This is a genomic window from Streptomyces sp. NBC_00258 (assembly GCF_036182465.1).
In the GTDB taxonomy this organism is placed as follows: Bacteria; Actinomycetota; Actinomycetes; order Streptomycetales; family Streptomycetaceae; genus Streptomyces.
This window is the reverse complement of the sequence record NZ_CP108081.1, coordinates 6,413,105-6,430,438: the sequence shown is the minus strand read 5'-3', so window position 1 is coordinate 6,430,438 and position 17,334 is coordinate 6,413,105. Positions and strand designations below refer to the sequence as shown.

The following is a 17,334-nucleotide window of genomic DNA, read 5'->3' as shown; positions in this document are numbered from 1 at the left end:
CGTCCAACCGCCCGAGGGGTCCCGTTCCGTGAGTCTGCATCCCAGCCTTCAGTCCTACGCCGACGCCTGGACCCACTCCATCGACGCGATATCCGAGTTGGTGTCGCCGCTGGTGGAGGGGGAATGGAACCGGCGGACTCCCTGCCCAGGCTGGTCGGTGCGCGACCTCGTCTCGCATGTCATCGGCCTCGACTGCGAGATGCTGGGCGACCCCCGGCCGATCCACACGCTCCCCCGCGACCTGTACCACGTGACGAACGAACACCAGCGGTACATGGAGATGCAGGTCGACGTACGCCGTCACCACACCGCCCCGGAGATGACCTCCGAGCTGGAGTACACGATCATCCGCCGCAACCGCCAGCTGCGGAACGAGTCGCGGCAGCCCGACGCGCTCGTGCGCGCCCCGCTCAGCACCGAGGTCACGCTCGAAGAGGCCATGCGCAACCGGTCGTTCGACCTCTGGGTGCACGAGCAGGACCTGCGCACCGCCCTCGGCCGGCCGGGCAACCTCGACTCCCCCGGCGCGTACGTCGCCCGTGACGTGCTGCTCAGCAGGCTCCCGAAGGTCGTCGCCAAGGACGCCGGCGCCCCGCCGAACTCGGCGGTCGTCTTCGACGTACACGGCCCTCTCGAATTCCTGCGCACGGTCCGCGTCGACGCGGAGGGCGTCGGTTCGATAGACGGCGCCCCCTCCCTCGGCCCGGCCGCCACCCTCACCCTCGACTGGGAAACCTACTTCCGCCTGGCCTGCGGCCGAGTAACCCCGGAGGCGGTGGCAGACCGCCTCAAGACAGAGGGCGACCCGGAACTGACAGCGGCAATCCTGAGGAACTTCGCGGTAACGCCCTGACTTCAGCCCCTCCGGCGTTTGAGGAGCGGGGTCTGGGGCGGAGCCCCAGGTTCGGGACGGGAAGGGGCGGCGGGGGCGAGAAAACCCACCCCGCCCCACCCCCGCCGGGCCAGGCCAGGCCGGCCTACGCCGGAACGTGCACCGTCTCCACCCGGCTCGCCACGAGCCGCTCCCGCTCCCGCCGAGCCGCCTGCTTCCTCAACCGCAATATCTGACTCACCCCGAGCGCCTGCAGAACAAACACCACGGAGAACGCGACGGAGTAGTCACCCCCGGTGGCATCCAGCAGCACCCCGATCGCGAACAACGTCGTCATGGAGGCGACGAAACCACCCATGTTGGTGATGCCGGACGCCGTCCCCTGACGCTCCGGCGGATTCGCGGGCCGCGCGAAGTCGAACCCGAGCATCGACGCGGGCCCACACGCACCGAGGACCACGCACAACGCGATCAGCAGCCACATCGGCGCATGATCGGCGGGATAGGCAAGCGTCGCGCCCCACACGACGGCCGTCGACAGCACCGTACCGAGCGCCAGCGGCAGCCGCGCCGCATGGTGCCGGGCGACGATCTGCCCGTACACGAGGCCGATGAGCATGTTGGAGAGCACGACCAGCGTGAGGAGTTCACCGGCCGCGGCCCGCGACAGGCCCTGGGCCTCGACGAGGAACGGCAGCCCCCACAGCAGCAGGAACACCATCGCCGGGAACTGTGTCGTGAAGTGCACCCACAGCCCGAGCCGGGTTCCGGGCTCCCGCCAGGACGCCACGATCTGGCGGCGGACGTACGCGGCTCCGCGATGGGGGAAGGGCTCCGGCTCGTGTCCTTCGGGGTGGTCCTTCAGGAACAGCAGCATCAGGACGAGGACGACCACGCCGGCGACCGAGCTGCCCGCGAAGGCGGCCGTCCAGCCGACGCCGTGCAGCAGCCTGGCGATGACGAGCGTCGAGACGAGGTTGCCCGCCATGCCGACGAGCCCCGCGAGCTGCGCGACCATCGGCCCGCGCCGGGCCGGGAACCAGCGCGAGCCGAGACGCAGCACGCTGATGAACGTCATCGCGTCACCGCACCCGAGCAGCGCGCGCGAGGCCAGCGCCATCCCGTACGAGGGCGAGAGCGCGAAGCCCAGCTGCCCGATCGTGAACAGGACGACGCCGAGGGTCAGCACCTTCTTGGTGCCGAGCCGGTCGACCATCAGGCCGACGGGTATCTGCATGCCCGCGTAGACGAGGAGCTGCAGGATCGAGAAGGTCGAGAGCGCGGAGGCGTTGACGTGGAAGCGGTCGGCGGCGTCGAGGCCGGCCACCCCCAGCGACGTACGGAAGATGACCGCGACGAAGTAGACGGAGACGCCGACCGACCAGACCGTGACCGCGCGACGGCCGCCGGGCGGATCACCGGGGAGGGTGAGCGCCGAGGAGGAGGACGAGCTCATCGGACGTCCCCCCGCGCCAGGTTGGAGAACCAGCTGACGTGGCGGTGGACCAGGGAGACGGCCGCCTCCGCGTCGCCGGAGCGCAGCGCGTCGAGGATCTCCTGGTGCTCGGTGAGCGTCTTGGTGATCCGGTCGGGGTGGGCGTGCATCACGGCGACGCCCATCCTCAACTGGCGGTCGCGCAGCTGGTCGTAGAGGCGGGAGAGGATCTCGTTGCCCCCGCTGCGGACGATCTCGGCGTGGAAGCAGCGGTCGGTGACGGCGGCTCCGGACAGATCGCCGGCGGCGGCCTGCTCCTTCTGCTTCGCCAGGAGTTCGGTGAGGCGCTCGATCAGCGCGGGGGAGGCCGGGACCGCCTTGCGGATGGCGTGCTCCTCGACGAGCTGCCTGGTCTCCACCACGTCCGCGATCTCCTGCGCGGAGACGGGCAGCACGAGGGCACCCTTCTTCGGGTAGAGCCGGATCAGGCCCTCGACCTCCAGCTTGAGCAGCGCCTCGCGCACGGGAGTCCGCGAGACCCCGACCGCGTCGGCCAGTTCGCCCTCGGTGAGCAGGGTCCCGCCCTCGTAACGACGGTCCAGCACAGCCTGCTTGACGTGCGCGTAGACGCGTTCGGCGGCGGGGGGTTGCTTCACTGCCAAAGACATGGCGACATCATAGATACAACACGTACGCATGGTCGCGGGCCGTCCAGGATTCGGACGAGGCGGAAAGCCGGGCGAGGGGTCGAGTGACGGGCCGGGCAAGTGACGGGTAAAAAAGGGCACCCCAGTTCAGGAACCGCACATCCTTTTGTGCTACTCACATGTCACACAAGAAGGCGCCACTCTCAAGTGGCCGTCATACTGGGGTATTTGGCACTCTTCGGTGCTTTCAACCTAATCGGGGTAATCGACTTGATAACCGTCATAAAGGGCGCACGGATTCGCAGAGCTGCCGCAGTGGTCGTCACCACCGGAGCCGTGCTCGCGACCGGAGCCCTCACAGCGGCGCCCGCGCAGGCCCTCGCCACCCCCACGGTCGTCGCCAAGGGCGGCTACGTGATGAACAACGGCACGGCCAAGACGCTCTACACGAAGGCCGCGGACACCCGCCGTTCCACCGGCTCCACGACGAAGATCATGACCGCGAAGGTCGTGCTGTCGCAGCCGAACCTCAACCTGGACAGCAAGGTCACCATCCAGAAGGCGTACAGCGACTACATCGTCCGCAACAACGCCTCGTCGGCCCGCCTGATCGTCGGCGACAAGGTCACCGTCCGCCAGCTGCTGTACGGGCTGATGCTGCCGTCCGGCTGCGACGCCGCGTACGCGCTCGCCGACAAGTTCGGCGCCGGCTCGACGCGTGCCGCCCGTGTGAAGTCGTTCATCGGCAAGATGAACAAGCAGGCCAAGGACCTCGGTCTGACGAACACGAAGTTCGACTCGTTCGACGGCATCGGCAACGGCTCGAACTACTCGACGCCGCGCGATCTGACGAAGATCGCCAGCAGCGCGATGAAGAACAGCAACTTCCGCGCGATCGTGAAGACGAAGAAATACACGGCGAAGACCGTGACGAAGACCGGCGGCACCCGCACGATGGCTGCCTGGAACAACACCAACGGTCTGCTCAGCAGCTACAGCGGCGCCATCGGCCTGAAGACCGGCTCCGGCCCCGAGGCCAAGTACTGCCTGGTCTTCGCCGCGACCCGCAACGGGAAGACGGTGATCGGCACCGTGCTTGCCTCGTCGTCGATCTCGGCCCGCGAGTCCGACGCGAAGAAGCTGATGGACTACGCCTTCAAGAAGTAGGCGGGCCGCTCCGCGGAGGTGTTCGTCCGCGGGCTGTGTGTGGCTGATTGCGCGGTTCCCCGCGCCCCTGAAAAGGGGCGCGGGGAACCGCGCAATCTTTTGCTTTCAGGGGTGCGGGGAACTGCGCGGCCAGGCCCCCACCGCCCCGCAGCCAAGCCACTACCCCCAAGTAATCAACCGCTTGGGCTGCTCCAGGATCGCCGCCACATCCGCGAGCACCTTGGAGCCGAGCTCCCCGTCGACCAGCCGATGGTCGAAGGACAACGCCAACGTCGTCACCTGACGGGGCTTGACCTTCCCCTTGTGGACCCACGGCTGAAGCTTGATCGAGCCGACGGCGAGAATCGCGGACTCGCCGGGGTTGAGAATCGGCGTGCCCGTGTCGACGCCGAACACTCCGACGTTCGTGATCGTCACCGTGCCGCCCTGCATCGCCGCCGGTGACGTCTTGCCGTCGCGGGCGGTGGCGACCAGTTCCCCGAGCGATTCGGCGAGCTGGGGCAGGGTCTTGGCGTGGGCGTCCTTGATGTTCGGGACGATCAGGCCGCGGGGCGTGGCGGCGGCGATGCCCAGGTTCACGTAGTGCTTCTGGACGATCTCCTGGTTGGCCTCGTCCCACGAGGCGTTGACCTCCGGGTGGCGCTTGATGGCGACCAGCAGGGCCTTGGCGATCAGCAGCAGCGGATTGACCCGCAGCCCCTGGAGCCCGTATGTGTCGGGGGCCCGCTTGATCTCCTCGACCAGCTTCATCGTGCGCGTCACGTCCACCGTGACGAACTCGGTGACATGCGGCGCGGTGAACGCCGAGCCCACCATCGCCTGAGCCGTGGCCTTGCGGACACCCTTGACCGGGATACGGGTCTCCCTGGCGCCGTCGTACGTGGCGACCGGGGCCGGGGCCCGGACGGGAGCGGGCGCCGACACGGGCGCTGCCGCGGCCGGGGTCTCCTGAACGGGAGCGGCCGGGGCCACCGCCGCGTGCACGTCCTCGCGCGTGATGATCCCGTCGGGACCTGACGGCGTGACCGTCGCCAGGTCGACACCGAGATCCTTGGCCAGCTTGCGCACCGGCGGCTTGGCGAGCGGGCGTGCCGCCGGAGCCGCGTGCCCGTGTCCGTTCAGCTCGCTCTGGACGGCCAGCGCCGCCGCGGCGGCCTCGGGCTGCTGGGCCGGAACCCCCCTGCGGGGGCGGCGCTTCGTGGAGGACTCCGCGACCCCGTACCCGACGAGGACCGGGGTGCGGCCCACGGGCTTGGGCTTCTCCTCGGAAGCCGCAGGCTTCTCCGGAGGAGCTTCGGTCCGCTCGGCGGGAGCCGCCGGAGCGGACGGAGTTGCCGGAGCCGACGCGGCCGGGGCCTGCGCCTCGGCCGGCGGCGCGGCCGGAGCGGCTCCGCCGTCCACGTCCACCGCGATGATCACCTGGCCGACGTCCACCGTCGTCCCCTCGGGGAAGCGCAGCTCGTGCACCACCCCGTCGAAGGGAATCGGCAGCTCGACGGCGGCCTTGGCGGTCTCGACCTCGCACACCACCTGGCCGTCGGTGACCGTGTCACCGGCCTTCACGTACCACTTGAGGATCTCGGCCTCGGTCAGACCCTCGCCCACGTCGGGCATCTTGAACTCGCGAAGTCCCGAGGCAGTCTCAGTCATCGTCGTCACGACCCTCTCCTCAGTACGCCAGCGAGCGGTCGACGGCGTCGAGCACCCGGTCCAGGCCAGGCAGGTACTCCTCCTCCAGCCGTGCCGGCGGATACGGGGCGTGATAGCCGCCGACCCTCAGCACGGGCGCCTCCAGGTGGTAGAAGCACCGCTCCGTGATCCGGGCCGCGATCTCCGCGCCCGTCCCCAGGAACACCGGTGCCTCGTGGACCACGACCAGGCGGCGGGTCTTCTCGACCGAGGCCTGGATGGAGTCGAAGTCGATGGGGGACATGGACCGCAGGTCCACCACCTCGAGGGACTTGCCCTCCTCCTGGGCGGCGGCCGCGACCTCCTGGCAGACCTTCACCATCGGGCCGTACGCGGCCAGTGTGAGGTCGCTGCCCTCGCGCACCACGCGCGCCTTGTGCAGCGGGCCGGGGATCGCCTCGCGGTTCACCTCGGACTTGTCCCAGTAGCGCCGCTTCGGCTCGAAGAAGATCACCGGGTCGTCGCTCTGGATGGCCTGCTGCATCATCCAGTACGCGTCGGAGGCGTTCGAGGGCGAGACCACCTTGAGGCCCGCGACGTGCGCGAACAGGGCCTCCGGGGATTCGGAGTGGTGCTCGACCGCGCCGATGCCGCCGCCGTACGGAATGCGGATCACTACGGGAAGCTTGATCTTGCCGAGCGCCCGCGCGTGCATCTTCGCGAGCTGCGTGACGATCTGGTCGTACGCCGGGAAGACGAAGCCGTCGAACTGGATCTCCACCACCGGGCGGTAGCCACGCAGTGCGAGGCCGATCGCCGTGCCGACGATGCCCGACTCGGCGAGCGGGGTGTCGATGACCCGCTCCTCGCCGAAGTCCTTCTGCAGACCGTCGGTCACGCGGAACACACCGCCCAGCTTGCCGACGTCCTCGCCCATGATCAGGACCTTGGGGTCGGCGTCGAGGGCCGTGCGCAGCGATTCGTTGATCGCCTTGGCCAATGCCATCTTTTCCGCGGTCATCGCTACTTGCCCTCCCCTTCATCGGCGAACGACGCCTGGTAGGCGGCGAACTGGGCCCGCTCCTCGTCGACGAGCGCGTGCCCGTCCGCGTACACGTTCTCGAAGATGGCGAAGTGGTCCGGGTCCGGCATGGCGCGGACCACTTCGCGCACTCGCTTTCCCAACGCCTCGCTCTCGGCTTCGAGTTCCGCGAAGAATCCCTCGTCCGCGTGGTTTGAAGCCTCCAGGTACGTGCGCAGGCGCTGGATCGGGTCCTTCGCCTCCCACGCCTCGCGCTCCTCGTCGGCCCGGTACTTGGTCGGGTCGTCGGAGGTGGTGTGGGCGCCCATGCGGTACGTGTACGCCTCGACGAGGGTGGGCCCCTCGCCCCGGCGGGCGCGCTCCAGGGCCCACTTGGTGACGGCGAGGCAGGCGAGGACGTCGTTGCCGTCGACACGGACGCCCGGGAAGCCGTAGCCCTGCGCGCGCTGGTAGAGCGGCACGCGGCTCTGGCGCTCGGTGGGCTCGGAGATGGCCCACTGGTTGTTCTGGCAGAAGAACACGACGGGAGCGTTGTAGACCGCGGAGAAGGTGAACGATTCAGCGACGTCGCCCTGGCTGGAGGCGCCGTCTCCGAAGTACGCGATCACGGCCGAGTCGGCGCCGTCCTTGGCCACACCCATGGCGTAGCCGGTGGCGTGCAGCGTCTGCGAGCCGATGACGATCGTGTAGAGGTGGAAGTTGTTGCTGTTCGGGTCCCAGCCGCCGTTGTTCACGCCGCGGAACATGCCGAGGAGGTTGGTCGGGTCGACCCCGCGGCACCAGGCCACGCCGTGCTCACGGTAGGTCGGGAAGACGTAGTCGTCCTCGCGGGTGGCCCGTCCGGAGCCGATCTGGGCGGCCTCCTGGCCGAGCAGCGAGGCCCACAGGCCCAGCTCGCCCTGGCGCTGCAGGGAGGTGGCCTCGGCGTCGAAGCGGCGGGTGAGCACCATGTCGCGGTACAGGCCGCGGAGCTCTTCGGGGGTGATGTCGGCTACGTACGCGTCATATTCGCCATTCTTGACGCGCTTGCCCTCGGGCGTCAGCAGCTGTACGAGCTCGGGCTGGGCGCCCGGCGGCTTCTTCGCAGCGGTGCGCTTGGTACCGGCGCTGCGTCGCGGCTTGCGCGCGGCAGTGCTCTCCACGGTCACGTGTGCTCCTCCGTCGGTCCGGCCCCCGGGGTTGCCGGGTGGCCAGTGCGGCTCGCCTGATCTCCGTACCCGCGCACGGGGTGGGTGCACTCGGCCGGGAACAGGCGTGACAGGTGCCCCGGCGAGCGCCCTGCACATAGCACGTTACCCAGTGCTCCACATTTCTGTGAAACCCTTCCTGACCTGCGTTTTTGCTTGGATTTCCGAGTACTTTCCACTCGGACTCCCAAGTACTTCGCACACATCGGGAACAGCCGCTGGTCACAGCACTGGTTACAGCCTGGCAGGGGGCCGGAACACCGGCACGTTATCCCGGTCACCCCGGGGACGGGAAGAGTCCGACCGGGGCGGTCGGAAAGATCGTGTGTGAGACTGGCTCCGTGCGCGAAGAAGGAAAAATCACTGTATTTCTCCTCGACGACCATGAGGTGGTCCGCCGGGGTGTGCACGAGTTGCTCTCGGTGGAGGACGACTTCGAAGTGGTCGGCGAAGCCGGTACGGCAGCCGACGCGCTGGTGCGAATTCCGGCCACGCACCCGGACGTCGCCGTCCTGGACGTACGGCTGCCGGACGGCAGCGGGGTCGAGGTGTGCCGCGAGATCCGCTCCCGGGACGAAAGCATCAAATGCCTGATGCTGACGTCCTACGCCGACGACGAGGCCCTCTTCGACGCGATCATGGCGGGCGCCTCGGGCTACGTCCTCAAGGCGATCCGCGGCGACGAGCTGCTCTCGGCGGTCCGTGACGTCGCCGCCGGCAAGTCCCTGCTCGACCCGGAGGCCACCGCCCGCGTCCTGGAGCGGCTGCGCGACGGAGGCGGCGCCAAGGGCGACACCCGGCTCGCGAGCCTCACCGACCAGGAGCGCAGGATCCTCGACCTGATCGGCGAGGGGCTCACCAATCGCGTGATCGGCGAGCGGCTCCATCTCGCCGAGAAGACGATCAAGAACTACGTGTCCAGTCTGCTGTCCAAGCTCGGCATGGAACGGCGTGCGCAGGCGGCCGCCTATGTGGCCCGGATGCAGGCGGAGAAGCAGCGCTGAGTCTTCCGTGCTCTCCGTGGGGCCGTGTTGAGTTTTCCGTGCCCTCCGTAGAGGCCGATCAGCGCTCCGTGGACGCAGTCCAGCTCTCCGTAGAGGCCGCTTATTCGGGACTTATGTCCCGCCGTGGAGGGTCGGGCGCCCCTTTCTCCGTCTCCCGCGGTGCCGCACATTGAGAGGCATGCCGACCGACGAACAGCTCGCCGCCGGACTGCTCGGCCGCGTCGAGCACGGCCGCCTGGCGGCCAGCATGCGCGCGCTGCCCTTCCTGACCACGGCCCGCCACATCGTGGTGGGCGGCCGTGTCCTGCTGCGGATGCACAAGGGATACGGCCACCATCGGGCGTGCGCGGGAAGCGTCGTCGCGTACGGAGCGGACAGCCTGGGCTCCCCGCGCGCGGGCGAGGGCCACTGGTCCGTCCAGGTCGTCGGCGTGTGCGAGACCGTCGAGCCGACCTCCGCCCAGCTCGCGCTCTTTGGCCCGGCCCCGCGCCACGTGGACGACGCACCCTTCGAGCCCGTGTACCTGAAGGTCACGCCGGAGTTCGTCACCGTGCACTCGACGGACGGTGGCCTGGAGCTTGCACATCGGCACTGTCCGTGACAAGCCCGAGGTCAACGGCCTCTCCGGTGCCCTAACATCTGGCGCGTGCCGCGCTCATCTGTTTCGCCCGCCCTCTCCCCCGCACCCCCTCTGGGCGCCCTGCTGCGGCGATACGCCGCCGGGTCCCCGCTGGCCTGCGAACCCGTCGACGAGGGGCTGCTCAACCGCGGCTACCGCCTCGCCACCACCCGGGGCCGGTACTTCCTCAAGCACCATTTCGACCCCGAGACCGCCGATCCCGACGCGATCGCCCGCCAGCACCGCGCGACCCAGCGCCTGGCCGACCTCGGTGTCCCGGTGGCCCCGCCGCTGACCGGAACCGACGGCCGAACGGTCGCCGTCATCGGCGGCCACGCGTACGCCCTGCACCCCTGGATCGACGGACGCCACCGCAGCGGCGCCCAGCTCACCACCGAGCAGTGCCGACGCCTGGGGGCGCTCCTGGGCGTCGTACACGCGTCCCTGGAGCGGGTGATGCCGCCGCGGCGGTCCGAGGAGCGTGCGGAGAGCGCCGACCCCGCCGACACCTTCGCGCTCATCGACGACCTGCTCGCCCGGGTACGCCGCCACCACCCCGCCGACGCCTTCGACGAACTGGCCCGCCACCGCCTCCTGGAGCGCCGCACCCTCCTGGAACGGCACGCGGACCGACGGCCCCCGCAGGGCGGCTCGGTGGGCTGGGTGCACGGGGACTTCCACCCCTTCAACGTGCTCTACCGGGGAGACACCCCCGCCGCGATCGTCGACTGGGACCGGCTCGGAGTCCAGCCACAGGCCGAGGAGGCGGTGCGCGCCGCGGTGATCTTCTTCGTACGCCCCGCCGGCACGCTCGACCTGACGAGGGTACGGGCCTACGCGCGCGCGTATCGGCGCTCCGCGCGGGCCACCCCCTCCGAGCTCTCGGCCGCAGTGCACCGCGTGTGGTGGGAGCGGCTCAACGACTTCTGGATACTGCGCTGGCACTACGAGCGCGGGGACACCCGCGCCGACCCGCAGTTCCCCGCGGCCTCCGCGCTGGCCGTGTGGTGGACACGGGAGTACGACGCGGTGTGCGAGGCGTTCGTGGGGTGAAGCCGAGCCGACTCGACCGCCTCAGCCGTCTCACTCGACTCGGTCGTCCCAGCCGTGGGCCCCGTGAAACGGCACGCGCGCGTGGAGCCCGATTCCGGGTTCCACGCGCGCGTGAAGGATCGTTCGGAGGGTCCGGGTCAGCCGCCGGTCCCGCCTTCCGCGTCACCGACTTCGCCCGTCGGCTCGCCCGACGGCGTCCCTTCGTCCGTCGGAGTCGTCTCCGTGTCCGTCGGCGTCTCTTCGTCCGTCGGAGTCGTCTCCGGGTCCGTCGGCTCGCTCTTCGTGGGAGATGGGGTGTTGCTCGGCGATGGTGTGTACGACGGCGAGTAGTCCGGGTCACCGCCCGTGCCGGTGTCCTGGTCCGTGGGCTCGTCCGTGGGTTCGTCGGACGTGCTCTCGCTCGGTGTCGTTTCCTTCTCGGTCTGCGAGGTGGTCGGCGTCTCCTTCGTGCCGCCCCCGCCGCCGTCGCCGTTGCCGTTCTGCAGCGCCAGCGCGACCCCCGCCGCGATCGCGACCACCGCGAGGACCGCGAGGATCCACAGCTTGCCGCGGCCGCTGCCCCGGTTGCCGTGTCCCTCGAAACCTCCGTCGTCGCCGCCTCCGCCACGGCCGGGCGGCAGCATCGGTGACGGGATCTGCGTGGTGCCCGAGTCGCCGGGGTGCGGCAGCCCCGCGGAGCCCGCGAGGCCCATCGCGGGGGTGTTCACGGCCTCGTGCATCTCCACGGGACCGGTGTTCCAGGTCCCGGTGTGGCCGCCCTGGTCGTACAGCATCTGCAGGCCGTACTGGGTGAGCCCGCGCATCTCCTCCGCGGTCTGGAACCGGTCGTCCGGCTCCTTCGCGAGGGAGCGCATGACCAGGCCGTCCAGCTCCGGCGGCGCCGCGTCCGAGACCTCGGAAGGGGGCACCGGGATGTCCTGGACGTGCTGGTAGACCACCGACAGCGGGGTCTCACCGGTGAACGGCGGCCGCAGCGCGAGGAGTTCGTAGAGGAGGCAGCCCGTCGCGTACAGGTCGCTCCGGTGGTCGACCGCCTTGCCGAGCGCCTGCTCCGGCGAGAGGTACTGGGGCGTGCCCATGACCATGCCGGTCTGAGTCATTGTCGACTGGGCGCCGTGCAGCGCCCGCGCGATGCCGAAGTCCATCACCTTGACCGCACCGGTGTTGGTGATGATCACGTTCGCGGGCTTGATGTCGCGGTGCACGATGCCGTGCTGATGCGAATAAGCGAGCGCTTCCAGCACTCCGGAGACGATGATGAGTGCCTGCTCGGGCCCGGGCGCCTCGGCGTTGAGCAGCAGGTCACGGATCGTGCGGCCCTCGACGAGCTCCATCACGATGTACGGGACGACCTGGTGTCCGACCACGTCCTCGCCGGAGTCGTAGACCGCCACCACCGCATGGTGGTTGAGCCCGGCCACCGACTGCGCCTCGCGCGTGAACCGCGCCTTGGACACGGGGTCCTCGGCCAGGTCGGAGCGGAGCAGCTTGACCGCGACCGTGCGCCCCAGCCGGACGTCCTCGGCGGCGAACACCTCGGCCATGCCGCCCCGGCCGAGTCTGTGGGTCATCCGATACCGGCCGTCGCCGACCAGCCCGCCGTTACCCCAAAACTCCGGCGCATCTGACATACCGCCGCCAGTCGCCTCGGGGTCGGACGGGCCCTGAGCGCGCTGCTGTGCCATCAGTCCTCGCCGTCGTTTCTGTCCGCACCGGTCGAAGGTACGCGCGGTGATTGTTACGGTCTCCGTCGGGCCACGCTACAGCCTCCGCGTGAGAGGCCGACCCGAGATGGACCGGCCATGAAACCCGCAGCCGGTCCGCGGGTGCAAATTCTGTGTACCGGCCGTACGGCACCTGTAACGCTTCCGCGACTCTTCTTTCGCGTACGGTCACGGAACGGGCACCGAGCTTGACGTGTCAGTGGCCTCCGGCAGACTTGGCCGGGAATAACACTAAGGATCACCGCCGCGGGAGCCACACCAGCAGCTTCGGCCCGCGTGACGGCGCACGCCGATGGGGGACGCAGAGACATGAGCCAGGACGGCGGACACGGCCGGTACGCGGGGCGTTCGGTCGCCGGCGGGCGCTACCAACTGCGCGACCTGCTCGGCGAGGGCGGTATGGCCTCGGTCCATCTCGCGTACGACTCGGTGCTCGACCGACAGGTCGCGATCAAGACACTGCACACCGAGCTCGGCCGTGAGCAGGCCTTCCGCGAGCGCTTCCGCCGCGAGGCCCAGTCGGTGGCCAAGCTCACGCACACGAACATCGTCTCGGTCTTCGACACCGGCGAGGACGACCTGGACGGCGTGACGACTCCGTACATCGTCATGGAGTACGTGGAGGGCCGCCCGCTCGGCTCGGTCCTCGACCAGGACATCACCCAGTACGGCGCCATGCCCGCCGACAAGGCCCTGAAGATCACCGCGGATGTACTGGCGGCGCTGGAGATCAGCCACGAGATGGGCCTGGTCCACCGCGACATCAAGCCGGGCAACGTGATGATGACGAAGCGGAACGTCGTCAAGGTGATGGACTTCGGCATCGCCCGCGCCATGCAGTCCGGTGTCACGTCGATGACGCAGACCGGCATGGTCGTCGGCACCCCGCAGTACCTCTCCCCGGAGCAGGCCCTCGGCCGGGGCGTGGACGCCCGCTCGGACCTGTACTCGGTCGGCATCATGCTGTTCCAGCTGGTCACCGGGCGGCTGCCGTTCGAGGCGGACTCGCCGCTGGCCATAGCGTATGCGCACGTCCAGGAGGAGCCCGTCCTGGCCTCCTCGGTCAACCGCTCGCTGCCGCCGGCCGTGGACGCGCTGATCACCCGCGCACTGAAGAAGAACCCCAACGAGCGTTTCCTGAGCGCCGAGTCGATGCGCGACGAGTGCCTGCGCGTGGCCCAGTCGTTCCAGGCCGCACCGCCGAGCATCGTGCCGGGCGCCCAGACGTCGAGCGGCGCCGGTGTCGGCTCCGCGGTGTTCCCGCCGGTCGACCAGTCGGCCCAGGCTCCGCAGGGGAACGTACAGACGCCGTACCAGCCGGGCGCCTACGGCCCGCCGACCCCGGCGCACACGTCCACGCCCGCCCAGTCGTACGGCTATCCGCAGCAGGGCGGCTACCAGACGCCGGCCCAGACCGCCGCGTACTCCCCGCAGCAGGGCTACTCGACCCCGCCGCCGTACACGATCACCCCGCAGCAGTCCTCTGCGCCCGCCTCCGGTGGCGGCCGCAAGAGCAACATGCCGGTGATCGTGGGCTCGATCGTCGTCGCGCTGGCCGCCGTCGGCGGTCTGATCGCCGCGCTGCAGCTGGGCGGCGGGGGCGACGACGACAAGGGCGGCGGCACCGAGTCCAGCGCGTCGTCGTCCGCGGTGGCCGGGCACAAGGGGCCGGACACGACGAAGAAGATCGAGAAGACCGAGTGCACGGAGCCCGACGAGTCGTACAACGACGCCGACAAGATCAAGGTCCCGGACTTCAAGTTCAAGAACATGGACTCGGTGAAGGCCTGCCTGCAGGCCGCGGGCTGGCAGTACGAGAGCCAGCCGGTCGACGAGAACGCCTACGGCGAGGACACGGTCATGAGCCAGATCCCCGCCGCGGACTCGGACGTCGACCCCGAGAGCATGCCCAAGATCCAGCTCTATGTGTCGACGGGCAATCCCGCCTGATTGCTTGACCGTTCGGACACGCGAAGGGGCCCGGCATTTCTGCCGGGCCCCTTTCGTCCGCGCACTGTTCGGAGTGATGGGAGTCGTCGGAGTTACGGGTGCAGGTTCGGGTACGGACCGCAGTTACAGGTACGGACCCCCGACACGGCCGCCCGCACGCGGATCGTCGTCGTCCTCGCCGCCGCCCACGCCCGGCGGGAGCGCCCGGCGCATCGACTCCAGCTGGGCGCGGGCCGCCATCTGCTGGGCGAACAGGGTGGTCTGGATCCCGTGGAAGAGCCCCTCCAGCCAGCCGACCAACTGGGCCTGCGCGATCCGCAGTTCGGCGTCCGAGGGGATGCCGTCGTCCGTGAACGGCAGGGACAGCCGCTCCAGCTCATCGACGAGATCGGGAGCGAGCCCGTCCTCCAGCTCCTTGACCGAGCTGGCGTGGATCTCCTTGAGCCTGACCCGGCTCGCCTCGTCCAGAGGTGCCGCACGCACCTCCTCCAGCAGCTGCTTGATCATGCTCCCGATGCGCATGACCTTGGCGGGCTGCTCCACCATCTCCGTCACCGGGACCTCACGGGAGTCCTCGTCTCCTCCGCCACCGAGAGCCATCCCGTCCTGGCCAACGACCAGGATCTGGGGGTTCTCCGGCGACCTTTCGTTCCTCGGCATCTCCATGCCGCCATTCTCTCGCACCCGCACACTTCATCACCCTGGTGCCCCCTCCCGGGCGTGATCCACCATCTACGCACCGGTATGTACGTACGGGAGCCGAGCGTCAGACCGGCGGCTGCGGCGGATCCGTGGCAGCCGCCTCCGCGAGCCGCAGCAGCCGGGCCTCACAGTGGTCGAGCCACCGCATCTCGGCCTCCGCGCGGAAGACCAGGTGCTCCAGGACGAGCAGCCGGGCCACCTCGTCCCGGTGCCCGGGGCCCTCCGCGAGCGCCTGGGCCCGCAGCCGGGTGTACGTGTGCATCGCCTCCGACAGATACCGCCGCTGCGTCTCCACGATCGCCCGGATGTCGGCCCCCGGCGCCCCGACCGCCATGGCCAGCTTGATCGCCAGTTCGTCGCGCGGCAGGTTCGTGCGCTCCACGGGACGCGTGAACCAGGACCGCAGCTCGGCCCGGCCCTCGTCCGTCAGCGCGTACAACACGTGACCGGCCTCGTCCGCGCCCTGCTGAACGACCAGACCGTCCCGCTCCAGCCGGCCCAGCGTCGTGTAGACCTGGCCGATGTTCAGCGGCCAGGTGGAGCCGGTGCGCGCCTCGAACTCGGTGCGCAGCCGCGAACCGTAGCGGGGTCCACGCTCCAGAAGTGCCAGCAGACCGTGACGTATCGACATAACCCGTATCTGTACCCCGTACATCTGTGCACGCCAAGGGTGTCACTGAGGGTGACCGCGTCGGCACCGGACGATCGAGATGCCGGTACGGGCCCCCCGTGTGACTCTGGTGCCGTCGATCTTGGTTCCTTCGCACCAGGAGGGGGTCACCGACGTGGCTCCATGGCTCCGCCCCCTGCGCGTGACCGGCCTGCTGCTGGTCCTGCTGGCAGGCCCCGCACCGATGTCGTACGCCGTCCCCTGCGTCTCCTCGTACGAACCCGCGCCCGGCGAGTCACGGGCCGGCAGCCGGGCCGGAGAGGGACGCGAGCGGCCTGGCCGGCCCGCGCCGACGGAGGAGACAGAGGAAGAGGAAGCGGACGAGGAAGCGCAGTACGAGGCACAGGACGGGACTCGGGAAGAAGCGCGGGAGGAGGACGCCGGGGTCGGTCACCCGGACGGTCCAGCGGACAGCGAACAGTCGGAGGGCGCTGTCGCCCCCGAGACGCCCGGGAACACCGCGCCGGGGTCCCACCCGCCTGCCGACGCCGAGCAGGCCGCCGGCCGCCATGTACGCGCCTCGGAACCCGTCCTGCGGGTCCTGCCCCTCGGCAGCGGACTGGTCCTCATCGGTCTGGGCCTCGGCCTCGCGTTCGTCGCACTGCGCGTACGGCGGGGCTGAGGCGGGGCCGGCCCGCGGCCCGCCTCAGCCGTCGAGTCCTACGGGAGCGTGAGCAGCACCTTCCCGATGTTCCCGCTCTCCTCCAGCACCCGGTGCGCCGCGGCCGCGTCGCTCATCGGCAGCTCGCGGTCGACCACCGGACGTACGTGACCTGCGGAGACCAGCGGCCAGACATGCTCCCGTACGGCCGCGACGATCGCCGCCTTCTCCCCGGCGGGACGGGCGCGCAGCGAGGTCGCGGTGACGGCACCGCGCTTGCCCAGGAGCGTCGCGATGTTCAGCTCACCCTTGATGCCGCCCTGCATGCCGATGATCGCGAGCCGTCCGTTGACCGCGAGGGCCTTGACGTTGCGGTCCAGGTACTTGGCGCCCATGTTGTCGAGGATGACGTCGGCGCCCGCCCCGTCGGTGGCCGCCTTGATCTCCTCGACGAAGTCCTGCTCGCGGTAGTTGATCAGTACGTCCGCGCCGAGCTCGGCGCAGAAGTCCAGCTTCTCCTTGCTGCCCGCGGTGACGGCGACCTTCGCGCCGACGGCCTTGGCCAGCTGGATCGCCATGGTTCCGATGCCGCTCGCCCCGCCGTGCACCAGGAGCGTCTCGCCGGGCCGGAGGTGGGCGATCATGAAGACGTTGGACCAGACCGTGCAGGTCACCTCGGGCAGCGCGGCCGCCTTGTCGAGCCCGACCCCCTCGGGCACCGGCAGCAGCTGCCCGGCCGGCACGGCCACCTTCTCGGCGTACCCGCCGCCCGAGAGCAGCGCGCACACCTCGTCCCCGACGGCCCACCCCGAGACACCCGCACCGAGCGCCGCGATCCGCCCGGAGCATTCGAGGCCGGGGTACGGGGACGCACCGGGCGGCGGATCGTAGAACCCCTGCCGCTGCAGCAGATCGGCACGGTTCACGGCGCTCGCCGCCACCTCGACCAGTACTTCGCCCTCTCCGGGTACCGGATCCGGGACCTCGTCCCACACCAGCGCCTCGGGCCCACCAGGTTCAGGAATAGTGATCGCTCGCATGGTGGCGAGGCTACTCCGGGCCTCCGGGCCTG

The 17,334-nt window shown here is 69.9% G+C and carries 16 protein-coding genes; 7 read left to right on the top strand and 9 right to left on the bottom strand.

Translation table 11 applies throughout. From position 1 onward, the window contains the following. The first annotated feature begins 28 nt into the window (after positions 1–28). The gene (locus OG718_RS28715; RefSeq protein ID WP_143641413.1) at positions 29–853 is read left to right on the top strand and encodes a maleylpyruvate isomerase family mycothiol-dependent enzyme; all 825 of its coding nucleotides are present in this window, start codon (positions 29–31) and stop codon (positions 851–853) included. 124 nt (positions 854–977) lie between these two features. Here OG718_RS28715 and OG718_RS28710 read toward each other — a convergent pair whose 3' ends face one another. Further along, positions 978–2,288 (bottom strand): MFS transporter, encoded by a 1,311-nt coding sequence (locus OG718_RS28710; RefSeq protein ID WP_328845535.1) that lies wholly within the window; start codon positions 2,286–2,288, stop codon positions 978–980. Beyond that, positions 2,285–2,935, bottom strand: a complete 651-nt coding sequence (locus tag OG718_RS28705) for a GntR family transcriptional regulator (protein WP_143641411.1) — start codon at positions 2,933–2,935, stop codon at positions 2,285–2,287. The genes OG718_RS28710 and OG718_RS28705 overlap by 4 nt, the downstream gene beginning before the upstream one ends. A gap of 249 nt (positions 2,936–3,184) precedes the next feature. On the opposite strand from OG718_RS28705, the gene OG718_RS28700 reads away from it, so the two are divergent. Then, positions 3,185–4,081, top strand: coding sequence for a D-alanyl-D-alanine carboxypeptidase family protein (locus tag OG718_RS28700; protein ID WP_143641410.1), 897 nt, complete (start codon positions 3,185–3,187; stop codon positions 4,079–4,081). Between the two features lie 159 nt (positions 4,082–4,240). Here OG718_RS28700 and OG718_RS28695 read toward each other — a convergent pair whose 3' ends face one another. The 3 genes from OG718_RS28695 to pdhA are packed head-to-tail and all read right to left on the bottom strand — an operon-like array spanning position 4,241 to position 7,900. Then, positions 4,241–5,740, bottom strand: a complete 1,500-nt coding sequence (locus OG718_RS28695; RefSeq protein WP_143641409.1) for a dihydrolipoamide acetyltransferase family protein — start codon at positions 5,738–5,740, stop codon at positions 4,241–4,243. A gap of 10 nt (positions 5,741–5,750) precedes the next feature. After that, complete coding sequence (locus OG718_RS28690) at positions 5,751–6,731, bottom strand: alpha-ketoacid dehydrogenase subunit beta (protein WP_143641408.1); 981 nt, start codon at positions 6,729–6,731, stop codon at positions 5,751–5,753. Between the two features lie 2 nt (positions 6,732–6,733). Next, a complete protein-coding gene (pdhA, locus tag OG718_RS28685) occupies positions 6,734–7,900 on the bottom strand; it encodes a pyruvate dehydrogenase (acetyl-transferring) E1 component subunit alpha (protein WP_306938988.1) in 1,167 nt (388 codons plus the stop codon). Positions 7,901–8,280: 380 nt separating this feature from the next. Between pdhA and OG718_RS28680 the strand changes: the two genes are divergently transcribed. The 3 genes from OG718_RS28680 (at position 8,281) to OG718_RS28670 (ending at position 10,615) form a co-directional block, all read left to right on the top strand. After that, a complete protein-coding gene (locus OG718_RS28680) occupies positions 8,281–8,943 on the top strand; it encodes a response regulator (RefSeq protein WP_143641406.1) in 663 nt (220 codons plus the stop codon). A 178-nt stretch (positions 8,944–9,121) separates the two neighbouring features. Next, positions 9,122–9,544, top strand: a complete 423-nt coding sequence (locus OG718_RS28675; protein ID WP_328845533.1) for a pyridoxamine 5'-phosphate oxidase family protein — start codon at positions 9,122–9,124, stop codon at positions 9,542–9,544. A gap of 45 nt (positions 9,545–9,589) precedes the next feature. Then, a complete protein-coding gene (locus OG718_RS28670) occupies positions 9,590–10,615 on the top strand; it encodes a phosphotransferase (protein WP_328845532.1) in 1,026 nt (341 codons plus the stop codon). 137 nt (positions 10,616–10,752) lie between these two features. Here OG718_RS28670 and OG718_RS28665 read toward each other — a convergent pair whose 3' ends face one another. Next, the gene (locus OG718_RS28665) at positions 10,753–12,303 is read right to left on the bottom strand and encodes a protein kinase domain-containing protein (protein WP_143641403.1); all 1,551 of its coding nucleotides are present in this window, start codon (positions 12,301–12,303) and stop codon (positions 10,753–10,755) included. A 345-nt stretch (positions 12,304–12,648) separates the two neighbouring features. Between OG718_RS28665 and OG718_RS28660 the strand changes: the two genes are divergently transcribed. After that, on the top strand, positions 12,649–14,289 hold the full coding sequence (locus OG718_RS28660) for a protein kinase domain-containing protein (protein ID WP_143641402.1): 1,641 nt from the start codon (positions 12,649–12,651) through the stop codon (positions 14,287–14,289). Between the two features lie 123 nt (positions 14,290–14,412). On the opposite strand, the gene OG718_RS28655 is transcribed toward OG718_RS28660, so the two are convergent. After that, positions 14,413–14,955, bottom strand: a complete 543-nt coding sequence (locus tag OG718_RS28655) for a bacterial proteasome activator family protein (RefSeq protein ID WP_143641401.1) — start codon at positions 14,953–14,955, stop codon at positions 14,413–14,415. Between the two features lie 100 nt (positions 14,956–15,055). Further along, entirely contained in the window at positions 15,056–15,622 is a 567-nt protein-coding gene (locus OG718_RS28650) for a PadR family transcriptional regulator (protein ID WP_306938986.1), read from the bottom strand. A gap of 154 nt (positions 15,623–15,776) precedes the next feature. On the opposite strand from OG718_RS28650, the gene OG718_RS28645 reads away from it, so the two are divergent. After that, a complete protein-coding gene (locus tag OG718_RS28645) occupies positions 15,777–16,283 on the top strand; it encodes a hypothetical protein (RefSeq protein WP_306938985.1) in 507 nt (168 codons plus the stop codon). 38 nt (positions 16,284–16,321) lie between these two features. On the opposite strand, the gene OG718_RS28640 is transcribed toward OG718_RS28645, so the two are convergent. Then, positions 16,322–17,302, bottom strand: a complete 981-nt coding sequence (locus OG718_RS28640; RefSeq protein WP_143641398.1) for an NAD(P)H-quinone oxidoreductase — start codon at positions 17,300–17,302, stop codon at positions 16,322–16,324. Positions 17,303–17,334: the final 32 nt, after the last annotated feature.

Bases quoted from the DNA above. Each gene is read 5' to 3' on its own strand.
- OG718_RS28640 (WP_143641398.1), bottom strand. From the start codon at position 17,302: ATGCGAGCGATCACTATTCCTGAACCTGGTGGGCCCGAGGCGCTGGTG.
- OG718_RS28650 (WP_306938986.1), bottom strand. From the start codon at position 15,622: ATGTCGATACGTCACGGTCTGCTGGCACTTCTGGAGCGTGGACCCCGC.
- OG718_RS28690 (WP_143641408.1), bottom strand. From the start codon at position 6,731: ATGACCGCGGAAAAGATGGCATTGGCCAAGGCGATCAACGAATCGCTG.
- OG718_RS28675 (WP_328845533.1), top strand. From the start codon at position 9,122: ATGCCGACCGACGAACAGCTCGCCGCCGGACTGCTCGGCCGCGTCGAG.
- OG718_RS28710 (WP_328845535.1), bottom strand. From the start codon at position 2,288: ATGAGCTCGTCCTCCTCCTCGGCGCTCACCCTCCCCGGTGATCCGCCC.
- OG718_RS28705 (WP_143641411.1), bottom strand. From the start codon at position 2,935: ATGTCTTTGGCAGTGAAGCAACCCCCCGCCGCCGAACGCGTCTACGCG.
- OG718_RS28660 (WP_143641402.1), top strand. From the start codon at position 12,649: ATGAGCCAGGACGGCGGACACGGCCGGTACGCGGGGCGTTCGGTCGCC.
- OG718_RS28655 (WP_143641401.1), bottom strand. From the start codon at position 14,955: ATGGAGATGCCGAGGAACGAAAGGTCGCCGGAGAACCCCCAGATCCTG.